Here is a 25377-nt window from a genome sequence, read left to right on the forward strand (position 1 = left end):
GCCCGTGAGAGCAATATAGGCTTCAGTCTTGATTGCAGAAAGGCATAAAAAATGGTCCTATCATTAAGTTTTTGTGAATGATCGAGGATTGGTATGGATCGCCTTCGCGCCTTCGAGGTTTTCGTGACGGTGGTGAGCCGTGGCGGCTTCGCGCGCGCGGCGGAAGCGCTCGGCACGTCGCCGGCCAACGTCACGCGGTACGTGCATGAACTGGAAGCGCACCTCGGCACGCGCCTCCTGAATCGCACGTCACGCACGCTGTCCCTGACGGAGGGCGGCGAGACACTCTACGCCCGCTGCAAGTCCATCCTCGACGAGGTTGCGGAGACGGAGGGGCTTGTGTCATCCGCGTCGGTCGAACCACGTGGACGACTGCGCATCAATGCGCCCGTGAGCTTCGGCATTCTGTATCTGGCGCCGCTATGGCCCGGCTTCATGCAGAAATATCCGCGAATCGAACTCGACATCGGGCTGATCGACCGCGTCGTCGATATCGTCGACGAGGGCTACGATCTCGCCATTCGCATCTCGCGCGCCGGCTCGACCAACCACGCGGCACGCAAGCTGGCGACATCGCAAAACATCTTGTGTGCGTCGCCGGCCTATCTGGCCCGCTTCGGACATCCGACCGCGCTGACGGACCTGGTCGAGCATCGCTGCATCGGGTACACATATGCGGCCACTGGCGACGAATGGGAACTGATCGATGGTAACGGCAAGACCCATCCTGTGAGGGTCGACTGCCATATGCATACCAATAACGGCGATACGGCGCGCTCGGCAGCGCTCGCCGGGCAAGGGCTGATCTGGCAACCCACGTTCCTGATCAACGACGATCTGCGTGCAGGCAAACTCGTTCACGTGTTGCCTGAGTATCGTCTACCCGAGATCGACATACTTGCTGTCTACCCGAGCCGCCGACACTTGAGCGCCAGAGTGCGCGTCATGATCGATTTCCTGGTCGATGCGTTCGGTGGCGTGCCGCCGTGGGACCGGGATGACGGAAATCGGGCAGGCGCCACGCCGGCGATGCGTTGAAGGCGCATCCCGAACATGCGTCCGCCATGTTCGGGCATTCAGGCTGCGGGAGCGCGATCGTTCCGTGCTCTGGCGCGCGGACATCGGATGACGGCCCCGGCCAGCCTTTGACCACGGTCGGCGACTGTCTGGAAATTTCAGCATCTCCGGACATGGAATGCGCGCGAAAGCCCGTCACCTCGGCGCAGGCGACATTCGAATGTCGATGCGATAGAACCCGCCGACATCCACGACTGGCCGAACCCGGTCCGACGGCGAAGATCGCGCCGCATTGTTGGAGTCCGCGGACCGTCATTCCATACGTTGCAAATTTGATTATTGACGGGTGTCCGTTGCGGGCCGCACGCCCCGTGGGGGAAAGTCGAACGAGAGAAACGGCATCGCTAGTCTGCAACGCAATGGGCGCGCTCTCCTGCCCCGTGGAAACGGGCCATGTCACGCGCGGGAGACACTCCGAATTGGCGTGCATATTCACGGCTGAATTGACTCGGGCTTTCATAGCCCACGCTAAAGCCGACGCCTGCGACATCTCCTTGTTGCGCTAAAAGCCGGGCGCGAGCGGTCTGGAGGCGGATTTGCTTTTGATATTGAAGCGGGCTCATGGCGGTTGCCGCCTTGAAATGGCGGTGGAAAGATACTGGGCTCATCCCTGCCAACGCGGCCAGGCGTTCGACCCGCACCGACTCCGAAAAATTGGTGCGCAGCCATGTGATGGCACGACTCACCTGCGAGAGGCGGCTGTCCGCCATGGCAATCTGGCGGACCATGGGGCCACACGGGCTTTGCAGAATCCGCCAGAACACCTCGCGCCGGATCATGGGCGCAAGGACTGCAATGTCCTCCGGCCGGTCGAGCAACCTGACCAATCTCCACATCGCATCAAGCAAATCGGGCCCAGCGTGGTTGACCTCCACGCCGGCGGCGCCGCCCTGTGGCGCCATTGGCTCGGCGATCAAGCTCGCGAGCATGCCCAAGTCCAGGTCCAGCGTGACGGCGGAGTATGGCGCCTGGGTGACCTGCCCTGTCGCTGGCAGGTCCACGGACACGGCTACGTAGTCGCCCGGCACGATGTCGAATAGCCGGCCTCCGAGCACCGTCCGCTTTGCCCCTCCGAGGATTAGGGCCAAAACCGGCCGGTGGACCACGTAGGTGACCACCGAAAGATCCGTCTCGACATAAAGCGTCAGCCCGCCAACGGCGGTTTCAGTCGGGCCTTCCCCGCCATGGCGCTCGACCAGCGCGCGAAGTTCGTACAAGTGGTCCAAGCCTGCCTCCAAACACCTCAGGGCATTGCACCCGCTCCGGAAACACCAATTGACAGGATTGTGCAAGAGATTGGCGGCATTGCGCTACCGCCGCGAACGGTCGCTGCGATTCAATGGAGCGTCCCAAACGCAGAATTGAACGAGGAAACCGTATGACGCACACGCCTCAAAAACCAATCGGTTCAGGCTTCGGCCCCGCCTCGACCGCCGACGAGGTGATCCGTGGCATCAATCTTACGGGCAAGACCGTCGTGGTAACCGGCGGCGCTTCAGGTATCGGAATCGAGACCGTCCGTGCATTTCGTTCCGCAGGCGCCAGGGTCATCGTGCCGGCCCGCGATACAGCCCAGGCCGAAGCAGCCCTCGCGACCATGCCTGACGTCATCGTGGAAGCGATGGACTTGCTGGAGCCTGCAGCGATAGACAGATTCGCCAGTCGCGTACTGTCGCTGACGGACACGCTGGACATTCTTGTCAACAACGCTGGAGTCATGGCCGCACCGCTGACACGCGATGCGCGCGGCTACGAAATGCAGTTCGCGGCCAACCACCTCGGCCATTTCCAACTCACCTGCCGGCTATGGCCCGCACTCGTGCGCGCGGAGGGGGCTCGCGTCGTAGCGCTCAGCTCCTACGGACATCGCCGCGCCGGCATCGATTTTCGCGACCCTCATTTCGAGCGTCGTGAGTACGACCGATGGATAGCCTACGGCCAGGCCAAAACCGCGAACGCCTTGTTCGCCGTCGCGCTGGATTCAATCGGCCGGCACTGGAACGTGCGCGCATTCGCCGTCCATCCCGGTGGCATTGCCACCCCGCTAGCGCGCCACATGCTGCCCTCCGAGATCGAAGCGAGCCGGATCTTCGATGCCGAGGGCAAGCCGGTCATTGATCCGGAAAACAACAAGAAGACGCCCGAACAGGGGGCGGCCACCTCCGTGTGGTGCGCGACGAGCCCTCAACTAGCCGGCATGGGCGGCGTCTACTGCGCCGATTGCGACATCGCCATCGCGCTTCCCAGCGACGGGAGCCCTGAAATGCACGGCGTCAGGCCCCGTGCCATCGACCCCGTCTCCGCCGGCCGTTTGTGGCAGCTCAGCGAACAACTGACGGGCGTGACGCTGGATTGAGCAAATTCGATGCGACTCGGGACAACCAGTCGCGCCTTATCACCAACCACTATGGCAACGTAGCCAGGAGAAAAAACATGCGAACGGTATCACTCGGAAGCCAAGGCATGGCGGTCAGCGCGCAAGGCCTTGGGTGCATGGGTATGAGCACTACCTACGGGCCCAGCGACGAGCACGAAAGCCTTGCAACCCTCATGCGCGCCCTCGACCTCGGTGTGACGTTCTTTGATACGGCGGAGGTCTACGGCCCATTCATGAACGAGGAGCTTCTCGGCAAGGCCTTCATAGGCAAGCGCGACAAGGTCATCCTGTCGACCAAGGCAGGATTTCGCTACACCGAGCACGGCAAGCTCGCCATGGAAGGTGAGAAGCCCTTGGTCACGGGCGATCCGTCGCATATCCGAAAGTCGGTCGAAGGATCGCTGCGACGCCTGAGGACCGACGTCATCGACCTCGTCTACCTGCATCGCATCGATCCGGCAACGCCGATCGAAGTGACGATCGGCGCGCTAGCCGACCTCGTGCACGAAGGCAAGATCCGCTACCTCGGCCTTTCCGAGGCATCGGCAAAGACGATCCGGAAAGCCCACGCGGTTCATCCGCTCACGGCCGTCCAAATGGAATATTCGCTGTTCGAGCGTGGCGTCGAGCACAACGATGTGCTGGCGACCGTCCGAGAGCTGGGAATCGGTTTTGTCTCCTACTCGCCGCTCGGCCGAGGCTTCTTGACCGGTGCGCTGAAGCATCTGGATAACCTGCATCCGACCGACTTCCGCCGGTTCGATCCGCGCTTCCTGGGAGAGAACCTCCAGTCCAATCTACTGTTGGTCGACCGCATCACCGAGATCGCTGAAGCAAAGGGCGTCATGCCGTCTCAGCTCGCCCTTGCATGGGTGACGAGTACCGGAACGGTGCCCATTCCGGGAACGCGACGCATCAGGTATCTCGAAGAGAACGTCGCCGCCGTCGATATCACGCTGACCCAGGACGAGATGAACGCCCTGGATGCGGCCGCTCCGTTCGGCGCTGCAGCTGGCGAGCGCTATTCGTCCGGAATGATGGCCACACTCGGTCATTAGGACAGCAACCCGCAGGAGGCGCCGCGAGCGTTTGCGCAGGCGGTGATCGACGTTGACAGGTTTTGATCCGGCAGACTCCGGCCTTGAAGGCGCGCGCCTCAGCCAGACTGTGGTCAACACGACGTAAGTAACCAGGGGCCGCGCCACGACGTATACGAGCTGTGGCCTGTCGGACATCTTGCGATTTCGCGCAAGTTTGAAAGATGCATAACTCTTGTTCTCGGGAGCGGGTTTGCTTCGTAACTCCCCGCCGTGCACCACGACTCCCGCCCATCCTATTCGCCCAAAGCGGTGCGGTACGCGATCCGGCTTCCAACGAGGGCTACGATTCTGTTCGTCCAGGTAGAGCAGCCACGGAGACCTGACTGCCGGCGAGCATCCTGTTGGCTCGGCGCACGAACACCCAGTGCCAAATCCAGAGGAGAACCGCAACTCCGCCGGCGACGGTGCCAATGGTATTGGGTATTAGCGAAAGAACCTGGGCAAGACACCACCCGATGCCGCTGATCCGGCCGAACGAGCGCAAACCCGACAGAGCCGGATTGATACGAGACTCCGCTTCCAGGGACTTCGCGACGTTGGAAATAATGAAGAAGTCCTCGATGAAGTTGTATGGCAAGAGGAACATGAGCCAGACGCTGTTGGGTTCGGCCGCACGCGATCCTCGGTTGACCGATTTCAGGGTGGTCCTGAGGTCGCTCGCGTAGGCATAGACCAGCGCCAGGAAAACCGCGATGACGACGATGCCACCGATCGGCCCAAGCATCTCCATTTCGCCGAGAACGCCTCCGCCTTCAGCGGGATAGATAAGGGGATAGGCGAGCCCAAAGGCAATGGGGATGCTCAGAATGGCTTTGAGAATGGTCCGCGCAGTCGTGCTCATGTATATCGGCTGGAGTAGGTGCGTTGTCGCAGGCAGCATAGCGAACGATCATCCTCGCCGTGCGATTATTTCCTGATATATACCGCCTTTTCTCGCGACTCCAGCCGAGCGGTGTTCTCGATTGATTCGACCCGTTCGATGGCAGGAATGCAGCCCGCCGAGAGGTGCGCCTCCTGTGCGACGGTCAGCACACGCTGGAGAGCTTCCGTTCCTAGAGGTGCTTGCGAACGTCACCGTCAAGCGCTTGCTTGACGACTCGTGTTCCGCAGTTCGTCCCGGGCCAATGCGCGTTAGCCTCGATCTCCCGATCGAATATCCGCCGTCCGCTGAGCACAACGGTCACTCGTTCCGAACATCCGATCGCTTGTCCTCCCTCCGCGGATCGATTGCAGCGACCGAAAGCCGGGCGCACCACGTGACTGACCTGGCTCCAGCACCCAGCCCGACCTGCGCCCCCAACGGCAAGCAATGGTCAGAGATCTCCGCGCACTTCACCGGTTCCCAGCGCGCTGCGCTGCCGGTTGACTTCCGCCCAAAGCTCATCGCTGTCGTCATTGCGCAGCACGACCATCCAGTCCAGTTGATCGTCGGTCACGCCGAAGTATTCCAGGATTTCCCGGCGAACCGCATCGACGAACTGCGCATATTCCGGGGTTGCCTGCGCCTGCGCGTGCAGGGCGTCGTATGCGGCATCGTCCGCGCCGCCGCCGTGCTCGTCGATATAGCGCGAGATCCACTGGTCCAGTTCGCGGTCGTAATCGGCCTCGGCGCGCATCGCTTGCACAGCCGTGTAGAAATCCAATTGCGCAAACGCGGCGATTGCCGCCGTTGTCGCCTCGTCGAAGGTAGTCGTCATTCCATCTCTCATGTCGGTCATGGCACATCATCGCACGGGCCGCACCCGGGCAGATGCCGCGATTCCGGACGGTGCAACACACCGCCTCGCGCCACCGGTCGACCGGAGCAAAGGCACCGTGAGCGGGGGCACGTCTTCCAGTGCGCCACTCATCGGGGCCGCCCGGCAACAGGACACTCATTTTGCCGCATTGCGAGCACAGTGAAGAAAGCAACCGGGCGCGGCAAATCGCGGAACAAGTTTCGTGCGTATCGCCGCAGGCGTCACACCGGTACTCAAGCGCCAATGCGGGTGCCGGTCGTGCATGACTCGTAATGGCCGAATCGAACGCCGTTGGATACCTCCCCGGCGGTCCGTTGCCGGTTGAATCCGCTCCCCTTGCCGAAAAGCCCACTCGTCGGTCAGTCGAATAGCCTTCGGCCCATGATCTGCGCGCCGGACACACGAGCCTGTCAACCACAGACCCGCCGCTCCTGCGGCAAAGCGGAGTGGCCTGCGCTGCTGCGCAAGCTGGACCGCATCGCCCCTCTTGTCGCCGCTGAAAAAGCGCAAGCCCGGCGCGAAGCCGGGGTGACGGAAACGCGCCGCTGTAATCGCCCTCAGGCCGACGATGCCGCCGACGCATTGCCGCCCGCGCGGCGACGGTACAGCCCGAGCGTCGCGCAAAAGCCGCAGAGCGCAGCGAAGCTCAGCCAGTAGCCGGGTGCGGCCTTGTCATGCAAGACCTGAATCAGATACGTCGATACGGCCGGCGTAAAGCCGCCGAACAGCGCCGTCGCGAGACTGAACGCCAGCGAGAAGCCCGCGACGCGCACTTCGACCGGCATCACTTCGGTGAGCGCGGCGACCATCGCGCCGTTATACATGCCGAAGAAGAACGAGAACCACAGCAGCACGATCAGCATGCGCGCGAAGCTCGGTGCATCGGCGAGCCAGGACAGCGCCGGATAAGCCGTGAAGATCGTCAGCGCGGAAATGGCGAGTAACAGCGGTTTGCGGCCAATGCGGTCGGAAATCGTGCCGCCGATCGGCAGCCAGACGAAATTCGACGCAGCCACGAGCAGCGTCACCATCAGGCTGTCGGAGGTGGACAGCTTCAGCACCGACTTCCCGAAGGTCGGCGTATACACGGTGATGAGATAGAAGGTGGTGGTAGTCATCGCCGTCAGCAGCATGCCGCCGATGACGGTGCGCCAATTGCCGAGCAGCATCGCAAAAATCTCGCGCGCCTGCGGATGATGCCGCCGCGCTTCGAACGCCGCGGTCTCCTGCAGCGAGCGGCGCAGCACGAACAGGAACGGCACGATCGCGCAACCGATGAAGAACGGCACGCGCCACCCCCATGCAGCGATCTGCTGCGCGGACAGCCACTGGTTCAATCCGTAACCGATGGCCGCCGCCACGACGATGGCGACCTGCTGGCTCGCCGACTGCCAACTCGTGTAAAAACCCTTGTTGCCGGGCGTCGCCATTTCCGCGAGATAGACCGACACGCCGCCCAGTTCCGCGCCCGCCGAGAAGCCCTGCAACAGACGCCCGAGCAGCACGAGCGCTGGCGCGACCAGGCCGATGGTCGCGTACCCCGGCACGCAGGCAATCAGAACGGTGCCGCTCGCCATGATCGACAGCGTAACGATCAGCCCGGTGCGCCGCCCGACCTTGTCGATATACGCGCCGAGAAAGATCGCGCCGAGCGGACGCATCAGGAAGCCCGCGCCGAACACAGCGAAGGTGAGCATCAGAGACGCGAACTCGCTGGTGGACGGGAAAAAGATCTTCGCGATCGAGGTCGCGTAGAAGCCGAACAGAAAGAAATCGAACTGTTCGATGAAATTGCCGCTGGTCACGCGCAACACGGCGGCGGCCCTCGTCATGGGCGAAATGCCGGGCGTGGCAGCGATCGATTCTGTGCGGTTCATTGCGTCTCCTGCTTCTTGTCTATGATGATGGGCGCCCACGCGCCCTGGTGTCTGCTAATCCGAACCGAGGTTCAGCGTGCTGCGTTGCCGCTTCTCTAGCGACGATTTGAGCAATGCCGCCGAGCGGAAGATGCCGTGCGCGAACTTGCCGTAAGGCAGCGTGGCGAACAGCGCCATCACGATGCCGAGATGAATCGCGAGCAGCGACGGCATCGCCGAGGTCGTGCGGAGCGCGAGCAGCGCGAGACCGGATGCGCTCGTCAGAAGCAGGAGCGCGATGAAGCCGCGGTCCATCGGACGCTGACGGGGATCGCCCCGCTCCGGAACGCGTTTCAGGTTCAGCCACAGCAGTCCCGCCGGCCCCGCAATCAGCCCGATGCCGCCCGCCGTTCCCATCAGCACCGGCACGCTCAGAAACGGATACGGCGCTTCCAGACCGAATGCATAGTGATAGAGCGTCGCGACTGCGGTTGCCGCAAAGCACAGCATGAAGCCGTAGAACGTCAGGTGATGGAAGCGACGCCGCGCCAGCGTGAAGGCATCGTCCTCTTCGTTGCAGCCGTCGCCGTGGCCGCCGTCCAGGTACTTGAGCGTCAGCGCGTTCCTGGCCGCTTCCGCGACGGCTGGCGCGCTCGCGCTCGCCGTTCCTGCCGACACGTCGCGCCAGAAGCGCGTGACGCCGAGACCGAGCGCAAGAATGGCGAACAGGAAAACGATGCCGAACATCGCCGCGAGCAGGCCGTGCGGGAAGATCGCGTAGAAGTTCGCCGGCGCGACATCGCCCGACAAGCCGCCGCGCAATGCCGTACCGAGCAGCAGAAACAGCGCGATTCCGGCCGCCAATGCAACCGACAAAGTCAGGCCGTTTCGCTTGTACAGCGCGCCGAACGACGCAGGAAACGCGTATTCGGTGTAGGTTTCGAGCCGGACTTCGGCCATCGCTTTCGGCACGTTCACGCCGAATTCGTGCGGCGGCGCGTATTGGCACGCGTGATAGCACGCGCCGCAGTTGTGGCAGAGATTCGCCAGATAGTTGACGTCCGCCTTGCCGAATTCCAGGCGGCGCGTCATGGCCGGGAACACCGCGCAGAAGCCTTCGCAATAGCGGCAGGCGTTGCAGATCTGCATCTGCCGTGCCACTTCGGTTTCGCCGGCGCTCATGTGTACGATGGGGATCACGCGCGCCGTGCTGCCGTGTGGAGTTTTTTTCGTATCGACCGAGCACGCCGTGCGCGCGCGTTCGGGCGCGAGCGGGTCAGACTGCTGCACTGGTTGCCTCCGTTGTCTTGAGCGCGGCGCGTGCGGCCTGCGTCCCGGCAATGCGCCCGAAGGCCGTGCCGATCGACATGCCGACGCCCGCCGTATAGCCCTTGCCGAGCACGTTGCCGGCCATCATTTCGCCGGCGACGAACAGGTTTTCACTGGCGTTGCCGCCGAAGTGAACCTGCGCGCGGTCATTGGTCTTGAGTCCGAGATACGTGAACGTGATGCCTGGCCGCAACGCGTAACCGTAGAACGGCGGTGTCTCGATGCGGCGGGCCCAGTGTGTCTTGGGCGGCGCGAGGCCTTCGGTGTGGCAGTCGTCGAGCGCGGTGTGGTCGAAGGTGCCGTCGCGGCACGTATCGTTGTAGCGCGTGAGCGTTTCCATGAAGCGCGCCTCCGGCAGCCCGAGCTTGCGCGCGAGTTCCGGCAGCGTGTCGGCCTGTGCGCCCGGAAACACCGGCGGCATGAAGCGGCCGATTGCTTTCGAGTCGATGATCGAATAGCCGATCTGCCCCGGCTGATGCGCAACGAGCCGTCCCCAGATTGCATAGCGCTTCGGCCAGAAATCCTCGCCTTCGTCGTAGAAGCGCTCGGCGTCACGATTCACCACGACGCCCAGCGACACGCAGTCGATGCGTGTGCAGATTCCGCCGTCATACAGCGGCGCGCGTGCATCGATGGCGACGCAATGCGACTGGGACGGATCGCCAATCATGTCCGCACCAGCGTCGGCCATATGCTTGATGAGCACGCCCTTGTTGAAGCGCGTGCCGCGAATCAGGAAGTTGTCGGCGGGCCATTCGCCGCGCTCGTTTTGCCCCCACGCTTCGCGCAGCCATTCGCGATTCGATTCAAAACCGCCTGCCGCCAGCACGCAAGCGCGCGCCTCGAAGCGCTGGCTGCCGCTGCGCGCCGCGATGAAGAGACTGCCGTCGAGTTCAAGCGAATCAACGGGCGTTTCATAGCGGATATCGACGCCGAGCGCTTCGGCGCTGCGGTAATACGCGTTGACGAGCGCCTTGCCGCCGCCCATGAAGAACGCGTTGGTGCGTGCCACGTGCAGCGCACCGGACAGCGGCGGCTGGAAGCGCACCCCATGCTTCTGCATCCACGGCCGGCACGACGACGACGCGCGGATCGTCAGCCGCGCGAGATGCTCGTTCGTGATGCCACCGGTGACTTTCAACAGGTCCTGCCAGAATTCCTCTTCCGGATAGGCGTCGACGAGAACGTCTTGCGGCGCATCGTGCATGCAGCGCAGATTGCGCGTGTGTTGCGAGTTGCCGCCGCGCCATTCGCGCGGCGCGGATTCGAGAAGCAGGACCGAGGCGCCCGCTTCGCGCGCCATCAATGCGGCACACAGCGCGGCATTGCCTCCTCCGATTACGAGCACATCGACCATCAGACTTGCCTCCTTTTGGACAAATCGTAAAGGTCTCGTGCCCGCGTCGCTACCAGCCAGCCGTCAACGGGTCTTCACTTTTTGTGAAGGCTGAGGTTCCCGCAGCCGCGCACCGGGCCAGCGGCCTTCCTGCACCAGTCGACGGGCGACATCGGCGAGCACCACGCGCGCAGCGAGACCGGCGGGAGACAGTTCGTCATCGGAGATGCTGGCGAGCATGTTGGGCCGCGTGGCGTATTTTTCAGCGACGGGCACGCTCGTCAGTATCACGTTCTCGGGCCTTGCGAGCGCCGCGCCCGGTTGTATCGTCGCGCCGATGCCGGTGCGGACGAAGTCCATCAGGAGCGCAAGGCCGTCGACTTCGGCGACGATGTTCGGCTCGTACTCGGCGCGCCTGAACGCCGATAACAGCAGCGAACGCAGCCCGTGCGTGCCGCTGGGGAGAATCAGCGGAAGCCTGCCAAGATTTTTCAGCCGGACGGACGCGCTCGTCGGCATGCCATCGAGATCGCCCGCGCCGATCAGGAACAGCCGCTCGTCCAGCAGCGGCAGCACGCTCCATCGTTGCGCGGACTCCTCATGGAACAGCACGGCGAGATCGATCTGACGCGCGCTCAACATGGACGCAAGATAGCCGGAGAGACTTTCGACCATGTGCAACCGTACATCGGGATAGCGCGAGCGCATGGCCTGCATGAATGCGACACCCAGCACGCTCGCCGTGCTCGGCGCCATGCCGACGCTGACATGGCCCGACAGACGGGCCGAGCGTGCGGCAAGCGCGGCATCGTCGATATGCCGCAGCGCGAGTTGCGCCTGACGCCAGAACGCCAGACCTGCATCGGTCGGAACGACGCCCGCCGAGGTGCGTTGCAGCAAGCGCGTGGACAGTTCGCCTTCGAGACGGCTGATCTGCTGACTCAGTGCCGAGGTCACCACGCCGAGTTCCAGCGCTGCCTTGCCCATGCTTCCGTGTTCGACGACACTGAGAAAATAGCGTAGTTGTCTGAGTTCCATTCCGCGCTCGATCAGGAGGATTGGGCGGATATTTTGACAGAACGTCGTCGGGTAATCCTCAGTGTCGAGGTTGGATCTTTACAGCACGTGCGTCTCTGCAGCAGTCGCACATATCCGGCAGAGACCAACCCCTTACTGCCACCGCTCTCTTCGAGAACAGGCGCTGATCGCTCCATACGCGCTTACCGAAGCCACCCTGGCTCGAGCTTCGACCGAAGCTAACCCCGCGTGCCGCTTTTGACGAATGCCAATCGGCTCCACATCACACCCGCACGCCGATTTCCACGCTGTACGGATTCGGTCTGGACATTCAGCACATTGCGCAAGCCATGAGCATTTGCGAGCTGCATGGTTTCTTCCGCTGAGACGTCGAACATCCGTCGTCCTTCCGGAACCGGTCCGTAACGCAAGGACACGACCAGCACCGCGCCGTCGCACAGGAGAGCGCTGACGTTCGGCATCGCCCGACGACGTTCGTCTTCATCAAGGTGCATCCAGACGGCCGACAGCATCACGAAGTCAAATTCCTTTCGCCTCGTACGCAAAATCGCAAGATCCGGCAGGCTATCGTCCAGCCATTCGATCCGAGGAGACGAATGCCGCCTGATTCCCGCAACGCGCAACGCATCCACCGGTTCGACGGCTACGACCGAATGCCCCATCGCCGCGAATGCAGCCGCATCGGTTCCGATACCGGCTCCAACATCGAGAATGCAAGACGGGCGCGCGGGAACGAGATGCAGCATGGGCCGATGATGTTCCTCGAACGAGATGTCCTGCCATTGCTCGATGAGCGAATGTGCATGCTCCGCGTAGCCTTCCGTGCCGCGTACATTGATGGACACCACCGTTCTCCAAATGTCGGTGTTTCGCGAAGTTTGCCAGATTGCCGGCATTTCAGTATCGCCGACCCGATGTCCAGAGCTGAACGAACCCGGTCGTCCAGGGCGGTACCGCACTCGCCAGCTCGGCCGGTCTGCACCAAGATGAAATGTCGGTTTATATTGCCGGAGTTCCAACACGCTCGCGCCGGAATGGTTGACGACGTATACGGAGCGGTCGATTTTCTGAAAACACCGAAGTGGCTCATGGGAGAGCATCAGTCATGCAACCGGAACACGCTTCAGATCTCGCGACGACTCGCCATGCAGGTGCGGAAGGCAGCACGCACGCGCCGATACCCTCGATCGTTCCGGCACAAACCGCGCTGATCGTGATGCACTACCAGACCGACATCCTCGGCCTCTTTCCGTCAGTCGCCCCCACCCTGCTCGCCAATACGCGCAAGCTGTGCGATGCAGCCCGGGCGAGCGGTGTCCACGTCTGCTTCGCGAATCTCCGCTTCAGCCCCGGCTATCCGGAAGTCAGCCCCCGCAACAAGAACGGGCAAGGGATCAAGCAACTCGGCCTGTTCGTCGACGACGGCCCGTGCCCGGAGCTCGGCCGGCTAGACAGCGAGCCGCTGACTATCGCGCATCGCGCGAGCGTGTTCTTCCGCACCGACCTGCAGGCGCGGCTCATCGCGCGGGGTATCGATACGCTGATCCTGGTCGGGATTGCGTCGACCGGCGTCGTGCTGTCGTCGGTCGCACACGCCAGCGACGCGGATTTCCGGCTGTATACGGTGAAGGACTGCTGCTACGACCCGGATGAAGTCGTGCACGAGCATCTGTTCGCGACGGCGTTCGAGACGCGCACGACGGTGCTGTCGCTCGCGGACGCGCTGCGGCTGCTCGCTTAGGCGCACGATATCCACGCCACGCCGGCCGGAACGCTTCCGGCCGGCGCCTCGCGCATTACGCCGTGCGCAACTTCGCGCGTTACTTCGCGATATACACGCCCGACGTCGGGCACGTCCCCTGCGTATTCCCGTCCGTCACGAGCGACGCCGCGCTCGGAAACTGCGCGGTCGCGTTCGTCTTGACCGCGATCCACGCTTCCGTGAAATAGCTGACGCCATTGGTCTTCGTGCACTTCAGCGACACCGCGCTGCGCGTATTGCTGCCGAACGCGCCTTCGAACGCGGACAGCAGCTGGTTGCGCGTCACCGTCTTGCCCGCGTTGGCCTGCAGGAACGCGTTGAACGACGTGTTGCCGAGCCGGCTGATCATGCCGGCCGCCTGGTTCCAGTACGCATCCGGCGACGCCGAGTTCGAGCAGGTGCCGTGCTTGAACCATTCGTGCTTGTCGAGGCACGACGCCACGCCCGGCATGTAGGTCGACAGCGTGCTGCGGGTCGCGGTGCTGACCGGATACGCATCCATGCTGCACCACTGGTGCGCGTTGTCGAGATCGACGTCGCTCTGCGGCACGCCGCAGTAGAACGGCTGGTTGCCGTCGTACCGGTTCGGCCAGAGACCATGCAGCGACAGGCTCGTCGCCGCGTACGTGCCGGCGAGGTTCGTACACTCCGGCGTGTCGTGCGACGCGCAGAAGCCGGGTTCCCACGAAGCAGCGAGCAGCAGGTAGTCGTAGCTGGTCTGCGCGACGGCGTGCAGCGAGGCGGATGCGACGGCGATTGCGGCCGCGGCGCGGGCGAGCGTCTTGAGCATGGCGTTTCCTCGGAAAAGGCTTGCGGTCGCGGGATGCGCCACAAGGTTGTCGAATGTCTGCCCGCGATTGTTGCTCGCGCAACGTGGCATCAATATGAAGGTGGACGAAGGAATTCGTAGTCGAACGCCACCCTTGTCAGCGCCGGCACCGGTACCAATACGCGCCCTTCTCCGCCGGAGACGCCGGCTCGCCCTGCAACGGAGCATCCCCACGATGACGGCCTGCCGGCCGGGCAGGCCCTATCGCGTCGCGATCGGAATGGGCAAAGCATCGAACTCGCGGACAGCATGCCCCTGCTCACGGCTCGCTGCTGCCAAGCTGCATGCGCGCACGCGCGGCCGAATCCGCGCCTTCGAGCGCGAGAATCTGTCACACGCCGATGCTCACGCGCCGGCCCTCGTCCGGCGCCACGCGATCATTTCACCGACGCGGCCTCCGATCCGCCGGACGACATCGCCGCGCTGTCCTGCTCGCGCCACGCGCGGCGCGACGCGATGATCGCCTGCACGGCCGAGCGCGCGACCTTCCACCACGCGAACGGACGCGGATCGGCGAGCATGCTGAGCGCGCGCGCATAGTCGAGCGTGAGCCCGGGCGTCCAGGCCATCGTCACCGCGCGCTTGCGGATCTGCGCGGCGACCCACAGCTCGGGCGTGAGCAGCAGCCGCACGAATGCGCCCCACCCGGCCCGCGTGCCCTTGAGCCGCCACACCGCGCCGTCGAGCGCCGCTTCGAGCGCGTTCGACACGGTGCTCGAACAGTTGCGGTGCGTGAGGTTGTACGTGACCGTCTGCCGATACGACGACCAGAACGCGGCCAGCTTCGCCGGATCGTAGTTGCGGATCCGCACGCGCACGGTCGACGGACACCACGCCTTCGACTCGGTCGCATAGTCGGGCTGGAACAGCCCGGGCACGTCGTTCTCGCGCGTCGCGCGCAGGATCCGTGTGAATTCATCGGGAGAACGATCGATCTCGACGGCCGGATACAGGCTGATGTAGATACCCTCGGGCGACTCCAGCGCCGCATGGCCGGTGGAGATCACGCCGTTGACGTCCACCGCCGCGATGTAGCGGTCGATCACCGGATAGCGCTGCGCTTCGGCCTTCGACGTGCCGGTCGGCGTCCACACGTGCACGGTCAGCGCGTGCTCGTGGTCGGCCGGCGGGCCGTCCCATTCGGATTGCGTGAAGCGCGGGAGGTCGGCAGCCGTGTCGATGTCAGGCACGATCGCCGGCGCCGGCGACGTGACGAACGCGGGGTTGCGCGTCAGCCGCCGCACGCGCGCGGCGAGGCTCAGCATGTGCATGCCGCCGAACATCAGCAGCAAGCCGAGGCAGTACGGCACGGTGCCCACATAGTGAGTCGGATACGGCTGGTAGAAGAAGATCGCGAGCAGGATCTCGACGACGCCCCACGCGAATGCGACGTGCCAGCGCCGGTAACGCACCATCCACGCGGACGTGCACTGCAGCAGCCCGTCGACGAGAAACAGCGTGCCGAAGATCATCGACAGCAGGAAGTGTCCGTGATGATGGCCCGCGAACACGAGCGCGGCGGCCACCACGACCGCGATGCCCTTCACGTAGCGCAGGATGCGCTGCCCGCCGACGCCGCTGCCGGCCACCGCGAGCGTCGCGAGCCCCTCGATCAGGAACAGCCACGCGAACAGTTCGATCGGAAAATGCAGCGCGCCGTCGAGTGCGTCGACGAAGATGCCGACGCCCGCGACGACCCACAGCCAGCCCAGCACGGTCAGTCCACGCCAGCGCGTTCGCAGATATTCGATGCCCAGCAGCAGCAACACCAGTCGTACCATGGCGCCCTCGTATTGATTTTTTCGGGATACGCGCAGATCACGCGCCTCCGGTCGTGCCGATCATGCATCGTGCGATGCGGAAGTCGGACGGTGGCAATGCTGACCGGCGCGTCATGCGTCGACATGTCCAATCACGGCCGGCGCGCTCCGCTTTCGCCGAATAATAAGATATGGCGGAGCCGGTTGAAAGCCTGGCGAAAACATTGCCGGCGGAGCCGGACGCCGGGCGTGTCGATAGAGACGGCGCGATTGGCGGGGTTGCGGCTGCTATTCCGCCGAAGGTTTCGACGTACCGTCCGGGATGGCCGCACCGTTGCTCGATCAGCCGTACACGATCTAAGCTCGGCATGTCACGATGGCGATCGCAGGTCTGGATCTCACGATACAGCGCACACCGATCACCGCCGACGGCACACCCGCCCTTGGCGGACGACGCGCGTTCCGATCGGGTTCGTCGTAATCCAGGCATCCCGGAAATGACGGCCCCATTCATCCATTGCGCAACGCGGCGCCTGCGCGGCCCGCATCCCGAACGGAATACGAACATGCCCGCCTCACCGCTTCACACCCCGCCGCTCGGCCCGCAACTCAAGCGTTGGCGCACGCTGCATCGCGTGAAGCAGAGCCATGCTGCCGAGTTGTTCGGCGTCGCCCAATCGACGATCTCGCGCTGGGAAGCCGGCATCCAGCAGATGTCGCCGGACGAGCGCGCGACGGCCGAGCGGCTGCTTGCCGCGCGTCTCGATTCGGCGGGCGACCACGCGCTCGCGCGGCTGATCGCGAGCAGCACGGCGCGCATGCATCTCGTGTGTGACCTCACGCACCGTCTGCTCGCGTGCTCGCCGTCGCGCGCGGCCGAGTTCTCGCGGCCGCTGCCGACGCTGCTCGGCACGTCGCTGTGGCGCTATGCGTCGCCGGAGATCGTCCGCATGGAAGCCGCGCTCGAACCGCTCGGCTGGCACGATCACGCGGGGCCGCCGAGCGTCGAATTCGCAACCGGCGCCAATGCGTCGCGCGTCGTGCCGATCCGCGGCAGCACCTGCCGATGGACGCGGATGACGCTGTCGGACGGCTCCGCCGCGCGCCTCGTCGAAACGCTATAGCACGCGCGGCGGTCGCGGGGTACGAGCGCGGCGCGCATATTTCATGCGTCGACGCAGCGCGGCCGCACGGCGTACGCTTGACGGCACGATTCGAGCATTCCCACCAGCCATGAACCTCGACACGATCCACGCGCGGCTCGATTTCCTGCGCGAAGCCGAACGCCTGAAAGACGTGCTGCGCAGCGGCCACACGTCGAGCGGGCGCGCCGAAAGCACGGCCGAGCACAGCTGGCGGCTGTGCCTGATGGCGCTCGTGTTCGCCGACGCGCTGCCCGACGTCGACACGACGAAGCTGCTGAAACTGTGCGTCGTCCACGATCTCGGCGAAGCGCTGCACGGCGACATCCCCGCGATCGAGCAGGCCGCGCATCCGGACAAGAGCACGCACGAACGCGACGACCTGCTCACGCTGACGGCCGGGCTCGATCGCGCGCTGCGCGACGAGATCGTCGCACTGTGGGACGAATACGAGGCGGCGGCATCACCGGAAGCGCGCGCCGCGAAGGCACTCGACAAGCTCGAGACGATCCTGCAGCACAACCAGGGCAGCAATCCGCCGGACTTCGACTACGCGTTCAATCTCGGCTACGGCCGGCGCTACACCGACGCGGCACCGCTGTTCAACGCGATCCGTGCGATCGTCGACGCGGACACGCAACGCAGGATCGACACACGCGGCGACGGCGCGTAAGCGCGCGGAACCAGCCGCGCACCACACCGCGTGCGGCAATCGCACAAGATGCGCACGCACCTGAACGGACGGGAATCGGCGCGATGCCCGCGCGCGGCGAGGAACACGACCGGCCGATGATGACGCTCGTTGCCGCGTCACGGCAACGACGCGTCACCCGACGCGCGGCGCACGCGTCATTCACACACCGTCACCCCCCGCCGCGCCGGCGCGAACGCCACCGCGCTTGCCGTCGCGAGCACGGCCACGCCGGCCGCGCCGTACACCATCACCCAGCCGAAGCCGTGCACGAGCGCCGCGTGCAGCGCCGCACCGTTCGGGTCGGCCTTGGCGAGCGCCGGCGCGATCGCCTGCAGCCCGTCGGTGCGGCCCGACGCGATCTGCTGCGCCAGCGCGCGCAGCGCCTCCACATCGACCGCTCCCGCGACGCCGGCCTTCAGGCTCGCGACGATCCCCGCGACCAGCACGAAGCCCATCGTCGCGATGTTCAGCGCGAGCGAGATCATCCGCGCGCTCATGTCGATGCCCGACGCCATCCCGGCCCGCGAACTCGGCACCGCGCCCGTCGTCGTGTTCGTGACCGGCGTGTTGGTGAGCCCGAGCCCGATGCCGGCGATCACGCAGCCGGGCAGCATCGTGAGCCAGCTCGCGTGCTCGACGCCGCTGCCGATCCGCATCAGCGCGAAGCCGGCCGCGATCGTAAACAGGCCGCCCGGAATCACGACGCCTGGCCCGTAGCGCAGCGCGAGCCGCTCGCCGAACGGCGGCGCGACCAGCGTCGGCAGCGTGTACGCGAGCAGCGCGAGGCCGGCCATCACGCTGTCGTAGCCGAGCGCGACCTGGAACCAGATCGGCAGGTAGATCATGAACGGCCAGAAGCTGAAGTTCATCCCCATCGAGCCGAAGATCGCGCCTGTGAACGCGCGAATCCGGAACACGGAGAAGTCGAACATCGGCCGCGCGCTCGTGCGCTCCGCGACGAAGAAGCCGGCCAGCGCGAGCACGGTCGCGCCGAGCACGCCGAGGCCGGCCGCACTCGTGAGCCCCAGCTCCGCGCTCTGCGTGATATAGAACGCGAGACCGAGCACCGCGAGCGACAGCGTGACGATGCCCGCGACGTCGAGCGTGCCCGCATGCGGATCGCGCGACTCCTGCACCGCGCCGCAGATCAGCACGAGCGCGACGGCCGCGAGCGGCGCATGCACGAGAAACACCCACGGCCAGCTCGCCGCTACGACGATCGCGCCGCCGACGATCGGCCCGAAGCCGAGGCCGATCCCGAACACGATGCCCCAGATCCCGAACGCGCGGCCACGCTCGCGCCCTTCGCGGAACTGATGCGACAGCACCGCGATCTGGCAGATCAGCATCGCGCCGCCGCTCGCGCCCTGCAGCAGCCGGCCCGCGACCAGCACCGGCACGTTCGGCGCGAGCCCGCACAGCAGCGAGGTCGCGCCGAACAGCACGGTGCCGATCACGTACACGCGCTTGCGGCCGAACCGGTCGGCGAGCGTGCCGGCCGCCATCAGCACCGTCGTGCACGCGATCGTGTACGCGTTCATGATCCACTGCATGCCGTTGAAGTCGCCGTGCAGCACGCGTTCGAGCGTCGGCAGGATCACCGGCACGCTCGAGATCTCGAGGCCGAACATCAGCGACGTGAGACAGACGGCCGCCAGCGCGACCGCATTCCTGCGGGAGTCGGATAGGGTCATGCGTATTGCGCGACGGCCCTCGACAGGCCGTGCGCCTCCAGGTGAGAAGGATGCGCCGCGTGCGGCCGGCAACGCACGCTGAGCGGGAATCGGTACTATAGTGAGAATTTCCCTCCCCATTGACGCGTCCACTTCCCCGGACTCGGGAATCACAGGACGCAATCAGGGCAACCCCAGCACGCCCCGCCATGACCGACAAACTCGACGGCGTAACGACCTTCGTCCAGGTCGTGGAATCCGGCAGCTTCGCGCTCGCCGCGGAACGGCTCGACATGACGCGCTCGGCGGTCGGCAAGGCGATCGCGCGGCTCGAGAAGCGGCTCGGCGCGCGGCTGCTGCAGCGCACGACGCGCAGCCAGAGCCTGACCGACGACGGCCAGGCGTACTACGACCGCTGCGTGCGCGCGCTGGCGGAGCTGGAAGCGGCCGAAGCCGATCTCGATTGCGGCCGCAACGAAGCGCGCGGCAAGCTGCGGCTGAGCGTGCCGCTCGCGTTCGGGCATCACTGCGTGACGCCGATCGTGCTCGATCTCGCGCGCACCTATCCGCACCTGCGGATCGACGTGTCGATCACCGACCGCTTCGTCGACCTGGTCGAGGAAGGCATCGACCTCGCGGTGCGGATCGGTTCGCTCGCGGACAGCACGAGCCTCGCGGTGCGGCGGCTCGGCACGCAATACGGAAGCCTCGGCGCCGCGCCGTCGTATCTCGCGCGCTACGGGATGCCGCAATCGCTCGACGATCTGAGGAACCACCGGACGATCGCATACTCACGCTCGGGCGTCGCGCAGCCGTGGGACCTGCGCGCGCCGGACGGCTCGACGGTGCGCATCGACATGCCGCACCAGCTCAGCTTCGACGACGTGCAGGCGATCGCGGCGGCCGGCGCATCGGGGTTCGGGATCGCGTGGCTGCCGAGCTGGCTGCTCGATCATTACGTGAAGCGCGGCGAGATGGTCGTCGTGCTCGATCGCTGCTTCGTATGCGAAGGCGACATTCACGCGATCTGGCCGAAAACGCGCTACCTGCCGCGCAAGACGCGCTGCGTGATCGACGCGCTCGTGCAGGCGGTGCCGCCGATGATCGAGCGGCCGCAGCCCGCGAGCATCAAGAAAACCGGTTGAAACCGACGCGCCGCACGGGCGCGCCGGGCCGTCACGCGGCGCTCACGCCGCGCCGAGATCGGCGAGCGGATGGGCGAACAGCTTCCACGGCGACGTCAGGAAATGCCGCACGCGCTCGGCGCGCAGCTCGACGAGCGACGCCGGCGCCCAGCGCGGCTTGCGATCCTTGTCGACGAGATGCGCGCGCACGCCTTCGCAGAAGTCGCCCTCCTCGATCGCGCGCGCGACGATGCCGAGCTCCATCCGGAACGATTCGGCGAGCGTCATCTGGCGGCCGCGCAGCAGCGCTTCGCGCGTCACGCACAGCATCGTCGGCGAATGGCCGGCGAGTGCATCGAGCGTCGCCTGCAGCCATTGACGATGCTCGCGCGACAGCTCGTCGCGCGCGAGCTCCTGCGTGAGCGTCGCGACGATCCGCTCGACGGTCGAGCGCTTGTCGAAGTGCCGGACGATCCACGCCGTCTGCGTATCGAGCGCCGCATGCGGCACGACGTTGCACGGCGGCTCGAACACCTTGCGCAGCGCCGGCAGCACGTCGCCGTCCCATTTGATGCTGTCGATGCGCGTCTCGAACGTATCGAGCCACGCCGACGGCACGCACAGATCCGCGAGCTTCGCGCTCAGCGCGTCGGCACCCGACAGCATCGCGCCCGTCAGCCCCACGTACAGCTCGAGCTCGACCGGCATGCGCGACAGGAAATGCGTCGCGCCGACGTCGGGCACGAGGCCGATGCGCGTCTCGGGCATCGCGATCTTGCTGCGCTCGGTCGCGACGCGCAGCGCCGCGCCTTGCGCGAGCCCCATTCCGCCGCCCATCGTCACGCCGTCCATCAGCGCGACCACCGGCTTCGGGAACGTGTGGATCGCGTAGTCGAGCCGGTATTCGTCGACGAAGAACGGCAGCCAGGTCTCGCGCTGCGCGACCATCCGGTGCAGCGCGCGCACGTCGCCGCCCGCGCAGAAGCCCTTCTCGCCCGCGCCGCGCAGCACGACCGCGACGATCTGGTCGTCGGTGCGGCAACGCTCGAGAAGCGCGGCCAGCTCGCCGATCATCGAATAGGACAACGCATTGAGTGCGGCCGGCCGGTTCAGCGTAATGAGCGCCACGCGGTTCACCACGCGAAACAGCACCTCCGGCGCGGGTTGCGCGAAGCTGTCATGAGTCGTCACCGGCGTGCTCATCGTTGCGACTCCCCGTCGGTGTGCCATTGCGGCGCGCGCTTGCCGAGAAACGCGGCCACGCCTTCGCGCGGATCGTTCGTGTCGAACAGGTCGACGAAGCGCTCGCGCTCGACCGCGAGCGCCGCGCTACGCGGCACGCCGCGGCGCGCGAGGCCGATCAGCTCCTTGCTGTAGGCGACCGCATGCGGGCTCTGCCGTGCGACGTTGCGCGCGAGCGCCAGCGCCGCATCGCGGGCCGCGCCGCTTTCGACCACGTCCTCGACGAGGCCGATCCTGAGGGCCGTCGCCGCGTCGACGCGCGTGCCGGCCAGGATGATCTTCTTCGCCCAGCCTTCACCGACGAGCCAGGGCAGCGTCTGTGTGCCGAGCCCGCACGGCAGCAGGCCGACCGACGGCTCGGGCAGCGCCATCTGCGCGTGCGTCTCGGCGATCCGCAGGTCGCACGCGAGCGCGCATTCGAGGCCGCCGCCCATCGCATAGCCGTTGATCGCCGCGATCGTCACGACGCGCGCGTCGTGCAGCGCCTCGAATGCCGCGCCGAAACGCGCGGCCATCGCGCGCGCGACCGCGCGGTCGCCGTCGGCGAACGTATTCAGGTCCGCGCCCGCGCTGAAGAACTTCGGGCCGTCTCCGGTGATCACCAGCGCGCGCACGCGCGGGTTCGCATTCAATTCGGCGACGGTGGCCTGCAGCTGCTGCAGCCCGTCGGCGGTGAAGGCGTTCGCGGGCGGACGCTTGAGCGTCGCGCACGCGATCGCGCCGTCGTCGACGTAGTCCAGTTCGATCATGAGGCGTCCTTCTTGGTGGCCGGTTGGTACAGGCGGATCACCGCCGAGAAATCGAGCTGCCCATCGCCGCGGCTGCTCATCGTCTGGTACAGCTGCTGCGCGAGCGCACCGAGATAGACGGGCTGGCGCGCCTGCTTCGCGGCGTCGTTCGCGAGGCCGAGATCCTTCAGCATCAGGTCGGTGCCGAAGCCGCCGCTGTAGCCGCGCGACGACGGCGCGGTGTCGATCACGCCCGGATACGGGTTGTAGGTGTCCGAGCTCCAGCAGCGGCCCGTCGACGTGTTGACGATGCCGGCCAGCACCTTCGGGTCGATGCCGAGCGCGACGCCGAGCGACATCGCTTCCGACACGGCCGCCATCGAGATGCCGAGCACGAGGTTGTTGCAGACCTTCGCGACCTGCCCCATCCCCGTCGGCCCGCAGTGGACGATGTTCTTGCCCATCCCGGCGAGCACCGGCTTCACGCGCTCGAAATCCGCATCGCTGCCGCCGACCATGAAGGTCAAGGTGCCGGCCGCCGCGCCGCCGGTGCCGCCCGACACCGGTGCGTCGACGAACGCGCCGCCGTGCTCGCGCACGAGCGCGCCGAACGCCTGCGCGCTCGCCGGGTCGATCGTGCTCGAATCGATCACGGTCGCGCCGGCGCCGAGGCCGGCCAGCACGCCGTTCTCGCCGGCGAGCACCGAGCGCACGTGCGGCGCGGCCGGCAGCATCGTGATCACGAAGGCCGCGCCCGATGCCGCGTCGCGCGGCGATGCGGCGACCTGCGCGCCGGCGTCCTGCAGCGCGCGCAATGCGTCGGCGCTCAGGTCGAACGCATGCACTTCATGGCCGGCCTTCAACAGGTTCAGCGCCATCGGCGCACCCATGTGGCCCAGTCCGATAAAACCGATCTTCATGTTCGTGTCCTCCGCGGCTCAATGCAGCCGGATCGTCGTGTTCACCGGGCCGGCCGTCGTGTCGTCGTCGAACCAGCGCGCGGTGACCGTCTTGGTCTGCGTGTAGAACTGCACGACCTGCTTGCCGTACGGGCCGAGATCGCCGAGCTTCGAACCGCGCGAACCGGTGAAGCTGAAGAACGGCACCGGCACCGGGATCGGGATGTTGATGCCGACCTGGCCGACGTCGATCTCGCTCTGGAACTTGCGTGCCGCCGCGCCGCTCTGCGTGAAGATGCCCACGCCGTTGCCCATCGGGTTCGCGTTGACGAGCGCGATCGCTTCGTCGAGCGTGTTGGCTTCGAGCACGACCAGCACCGGACCGAAGATCTCGTGCGTGTAGATCGACATGTCGGTCTTTACGCCGGAGAAGATCGTCGGGCCGACGAAATTGCCCTCCTCGTAACCGGCCACCTTCACGTCGCGGCCGTCGAGCTCGAGCTTCGCGCCTTCCTTCACGCCCGCTTCGATCAGCGACAGGATGCGCGCCTTCGCTCCGCGCGACACGACCGGACCGACGTCGGTGCCGGCTTCCGCGCCCGCGTTCACCTTCAGCAGCTTCGCCTTCGCGACGAGATCGGGCAGCCAGTCGCGCGCCTCGCCGACCAGCACCGCGACCGACGTCGCCATGCAGCGCTGCCCGGCCGCGCCGAAGCCCGCGCCGACCAGCGCGTTGAGGGTCTGCTCGCGATTCGCATCGGGCAGCACCACCGCGTGGTTCTTCGCGCCCATCATCGACTGCACACGCTTGCCGTGCTGGCTGCCGAGGTTGTACACGTGCGTGCCGACCGCCGTCGAGCCGACGAACGAGATCGCCTTCACGAGCGGATGCGTGCAGATCGCGTCGACGACTTCCTTGCCGCCGTGCACGACGTTCAGCACGCCCTTCGGCACGCCGGCCTCGATCGCGAGTTCGACGAGCTGCATCGTCGACATCGGGTCTTGCTCGGACGGCTTCAGCACGAACGTGTTGCCGCATACGATCGCCATCGGGAACATCCACAGCGGAATCATCGCGGGGAAGTTGAACGGCGTGATGCCCGCGCACACGCCGAGCGGCTGGCGCAGCGTGTAGGTGTCGACGCCGCCCGCGACGTTCTCCGCGAATTCGCCGAGCTGCAGCGTGCCGATCGAGCACGCATGCTCGACCACTTCGAGGCCGCGGAAGATGTCGCCTTCGGCATCGGGCAGCGTCTTGCCCTGCTCGGCCGTCAGCGTCTTCGCGATGCGCTGCAGGTTCGCGCGCACCAGATCCTGGAACTTCAGCATGATGCGCATGCGCGCGGCGATCGGCGTGTTCTTCCACGTCGCAAACGCGGCGTGCGCGGCCTGCACGGCCGCGTCGACTTCGGCGACGGTCGCGAACGGCACGCGCGCGAGGACCTGCTGCGTCGCCGGGTTGACGATGTCGCGCCACTCGCTCGTGGTGGACTCGACGAAGGCGCCGTCGATCAGCAGCTTGACCGTCGGCACGTCTTGCCCCGTGCGGGGCGTCGGATTCGCGTTCATCAGTGCACTCTCCTTGCAGTGGGCCGCATGGCGTGATGCCACGCGCGGCCGGTTCGGTTCAGTCCGGTGACGGGCGACGCACGGCAAAACGCGGCGCGCGCGG

At 65.7% G+C, this 25377-nt stretch carries 22 protein-coding genes; 7 read left to right on the forward strand and 15 right to left on the reverse strand.

All coding sequences use genetic code 11. The features are described 5' to 3' along the window. The first annotated feature begins 93 nt into the window (after positions 1–93). Positions 94–1038, forward strand: coding sequence for a LysR family transcriptional regulator (locus tag DIE04_RS22505; protein ID WP_124523242.1), 945 nt, complete (start codon positions 94–96; stop codon positions 1036–1038). A 383-nt stretch (positions 1039–1421) separates the two neighbouring features. Here DIE04_RS22505 and DIE04_RS22510 read toward each other — a convergent pair whose 3' ends face one another. Continuing rightward, positions 1422–2303 carry an AraC family transcriptional regulator gene (locus tag DIE04_RS22510; protein WP_124523243.1) on the reverse strand — a complete coding sequence of 294 codons (882 nt, stop codon included), beginning with the start codon at positions 2301–2303 and terminating at the stop codon, positions 1422–1424. Between the two features lie 152 nt (positions 2304–2455). Here DIE04_RS22510 and DIE04_RS22515 point away from each other — a divergent pair, with 152 nt between their 5' ends. Next, the gene (locus tag DIE04_RS22515) at positions 2456–3433 is read left to right on the forward strand and encodes an oxidoreductase (protein ID WP_124523244.1); all 978 of its coding nucleotides are present in this window, start codon (positions 2456–2458) and stop codon (positions 3431–3433) included. Positions 3434–3540: 107 nt separating this feature from the next. Next, positions 3541–4512: an aldo/keto reductase gene (locus DIE04_RS22520; RefSeq protein ID WP_260426272.1), complete on the forward strand. Its 972-nt coding sequence runs from the start codon at positions 3541–3543 to the stop codon at positions 4510–4512. A gap of 322 nt (positions 4513–4834) precedes the next feature. On the opposite strand, the gene DIE04_RS22525 is transcribed toward DIE04_RS22520, so the two are convergent. The 7 genes from DIE04_RS22525 to DIE04_RS22560 all read right to left on the reverse strand — a co-directional run bounded on the left by DIE04_RS22525 (position 4835) and on the right by DIE04_RS22560 (position 12697). Next, a complete protein-coding gene (locus tag DIE04_RS22525) occupies positions 4835–5395 on the reverse strand; it encodes a hypothetical protein (protein ID WP_124523245.1) in 561 nt (186 codons plus the stop codon). Positions 5396–5867: 472 nt separating this feature from the next. Then, positions 5868–6251 carry an ATP-dependent protease gene (locus DIE04_RS22530; RefSeq protein ID WP_124523247.1) on the reverse strand — a complete coding sequence of 128 codons (384 nt, stop codon included), beginning with the start codon at positions 6249–6251 and terminating at the stop codon, positions 5868–5870. A 599-nt stretch (positions 6252–6850) separates the two neighbouring features. After that, positions 6851–8170: an MFS transporter gene (locus tag DIE04_RS22540; protein WP_124523250.1), complete on the reverse strand. Its 1320-nt coding sequence runs from the start codon at positions 8168–8170 to the stop codon at positions 6851–6853. 54 nt (positions 8171–8224) lie between these two features. Then, a complete protein-coding gene (gene tcuB / locus DIE04_RS22545; RefSeq protein WP_124523251.1) occupies positions 8225–9439 on the reverse strand; it encodes a tricarballylate utilization 4Fe-4S protein TcuB in 1215 nt (404 codons plus the stop codon). Beyond that, complete coding sequence (tcuA, locus tag DIE04_RS22550) at positions 9426–10835, reverse strand: FAD-dependent tricarballylate dehydrogenase TcuA (RefSeq protein ID WP_124523252.1); 1410 nt, start codon at positions 10833–10835, stop codon at positions 9426–9428. The genes tcuB and tcuA overlap by 14 nt, the downstream gene beginning before the upstream one ends. A gap of 63 nt (positions 10836–10898) precedes the next feature. After that, on the reverse strand, positions 10899–11852 hold the full coding sequence (locus DIE04_RS22555) for a LysR family transcriptional regulator (RefSeq protein WP_124523254.1): 954 nt from the start codon (positions 11850–11852) through the stop codon (positions 10899–10901). 218 nt (positions 11853–12070) lie between these two features. Further along, entirely contained in the window at positions 12071–12697 is a 627-nt protein-coding gene (locus DIE04_RS22560) for a bifunctional 2-polyprenyl-6-hydroxyphenol methylase/3-demethylubiquinol 3-O-methyltransferase UbiG (protein WP_185500402.1), read from the reverse strand. A gap of 260 nt (positions 12698–12957) precedes the next feature. On the opposite strand from DIE04_RS22560, the gene DIE04_RS22565 reads away from it, so the two are divergent. After that, positions 12958–13593: an isochorismatase family cysteine hydrolase gene (locus tag DIE04_RS22565; RefSeq protein ID WP_124523257.1), complete on the forward strand. Its 636-nt coding sequence runs from the start codon at positions 12958–12960 to the stop codon at positions 13591–13593. A 79-nt stretch (positions 13594–13672) separates the two neighbouring features. Here DIE04_RS22565 and DIE04_RS22570 read toward each other — a convergent pair whose 3' ends face one another. Together DIE04_RS22570 and DIE04_RS22575 are read right to left on the reverse strand one after the other, a co-directional pair. Next, positions 13673–14404, reverse strand: a complete 732-nt coding sequence (locus tag DIE04_RS22570; RefSeq protein WP_124523259.1) for a ribonuclease T2 — start codon at positions 14402–14404, stop codon at positions 13673–13675. A 416-nt stretch (positions 14405–14820) separates the two neighbouring features. Beyond that, positions 14821–16224, reverse strand: coding sequence for an HdeD family acid-resistance protein (locus tag DIE04_RS22575; protein WP_124523983.1), 1404 nt, complete (start codon positions 16222–16224; stop codon positions 14821–14823). Between the two features lie 545 nt (positions 16225–16769). Here DIE04_RS22575 and DIE04_RS22580 point away from each other — a divergent pair. Further along, positions 16770–17327 carry a helix-turn-helix transcriptional regulator gene (locus DIE04_RS22580; RefSeq protein ID WP_124523263.1) on the forward strand — a complete coding sequence of 186 codons (558 nt, stop codon included), beginning with the start codon at positions 16770–16772 and terminating at the stop codon, positions 17325–17327. Positions 17328–17436: 109 nt separating this feature from the next. Beyond that, entirely contained in the window at positions 17437–18018 is a 582-nt protein-coding gene (locus DIE04_RS22585) for an HD domain-containing protein (protein WP_124485288.1), read from the forward strand. A 176-nt stretch (positions 18019–18194) separates the two neighbouring features. Here the strand turns inward: DIE04_RS22585 and DIE04_RS22590 are convergent, their stop codons facing one another. Then, positions 18195–19733, reverse strand: coding sequence for an MFS transporter (locus DIE04_RS22590; RefSeq protein ID WP_124523265.1), 1539 nt, complete (start codon positions 19731–19733; stop codon positions 18195–18197). A gap of 188 nt (positions 19734–19921) precedes the next feature. Between DIE04_RS22590 and DIE04_RS22595 the strand changes: the two genes are divergently transcribed. Beyond that, entirely contained in the window at positions 19922–20857 is a 936-nt protein-coding gene (locus DIE04_RS22595; protein ID WP_124523266.1) for a LysR family transcriptional regulator, read from the forward strand. Between the two features lie 42 nt (positions 20858–20899). Here the strand turns inward: DIE04_RS22595 and DIE04_RS22600 are convergent, their stop codons facing one another. The 4 genes from DIE04_RS22600 to DIE04_RS22615 are packed head-to-tail and all read right to left on the reverse strand — an operon-like array spanning position 20900 to position 25274. Further along, positions 20900–22039: an enoyl-CoA hydratase/isomerase family protein gene (locus DIE04_RS22600; protein ID WP_124523267.1), complete on the reverse strand. Its 1140-nt coding sequence runs from the start codon at positions 22037–22039 to the stop codon at positions 20900–20902. Continuing rightward, positions 22036–22827, reverse strand: a complete 792-nt coding sequence (locus tag DIE04_RS22605) for an enoyl-CoA hydratase (RefSeq protein WP_124523269.1) — start codon at positions 22825–22827, stop codon at positions 22036–22038. Before DIE04_RS22605 ends, DIE04_RS22600 begins: the two co-directional genes overlap by 4 nt. Next, positions 22824–23726: a 3-hydroxyisobutyrate dehydrogenase gene (gene mmsB, locus DIE04_RS22610; RefSeq protein ID WP_044846886.1), complete on the reverse strand. Its 903-nt coding sequence runs from the start codon at positions 23724–23726 to the stop codon at positions 22824–22826. The genes DIE04_RS22605 and mmsB overlap by 4 nt, the downstream gene beginning before the upstream one ends. Before the next feature lie 18 nt (positions 23727–23744). Next, entirely contained in the window at positions 23745–25274 is a 1530-nt protein-coding gene (locus tag DIE04_RS22615; RefSeq protein WP_124523271.1) for a CoA-acylating methylmalonate-semialdehyde dehydrogenase, read from the reverse strand. Positions 25275–25377 lie beyond the last annotated feature (103 nt).

This window comes from Burkholderia sp. Bp8994, from assembly GCF_003853805.1.
Lineage (GTDB): Bacteria > Pseudomonadota > Gammaproteobacteria > Burkholderiales > Burkholderiaceae > Burkholderia.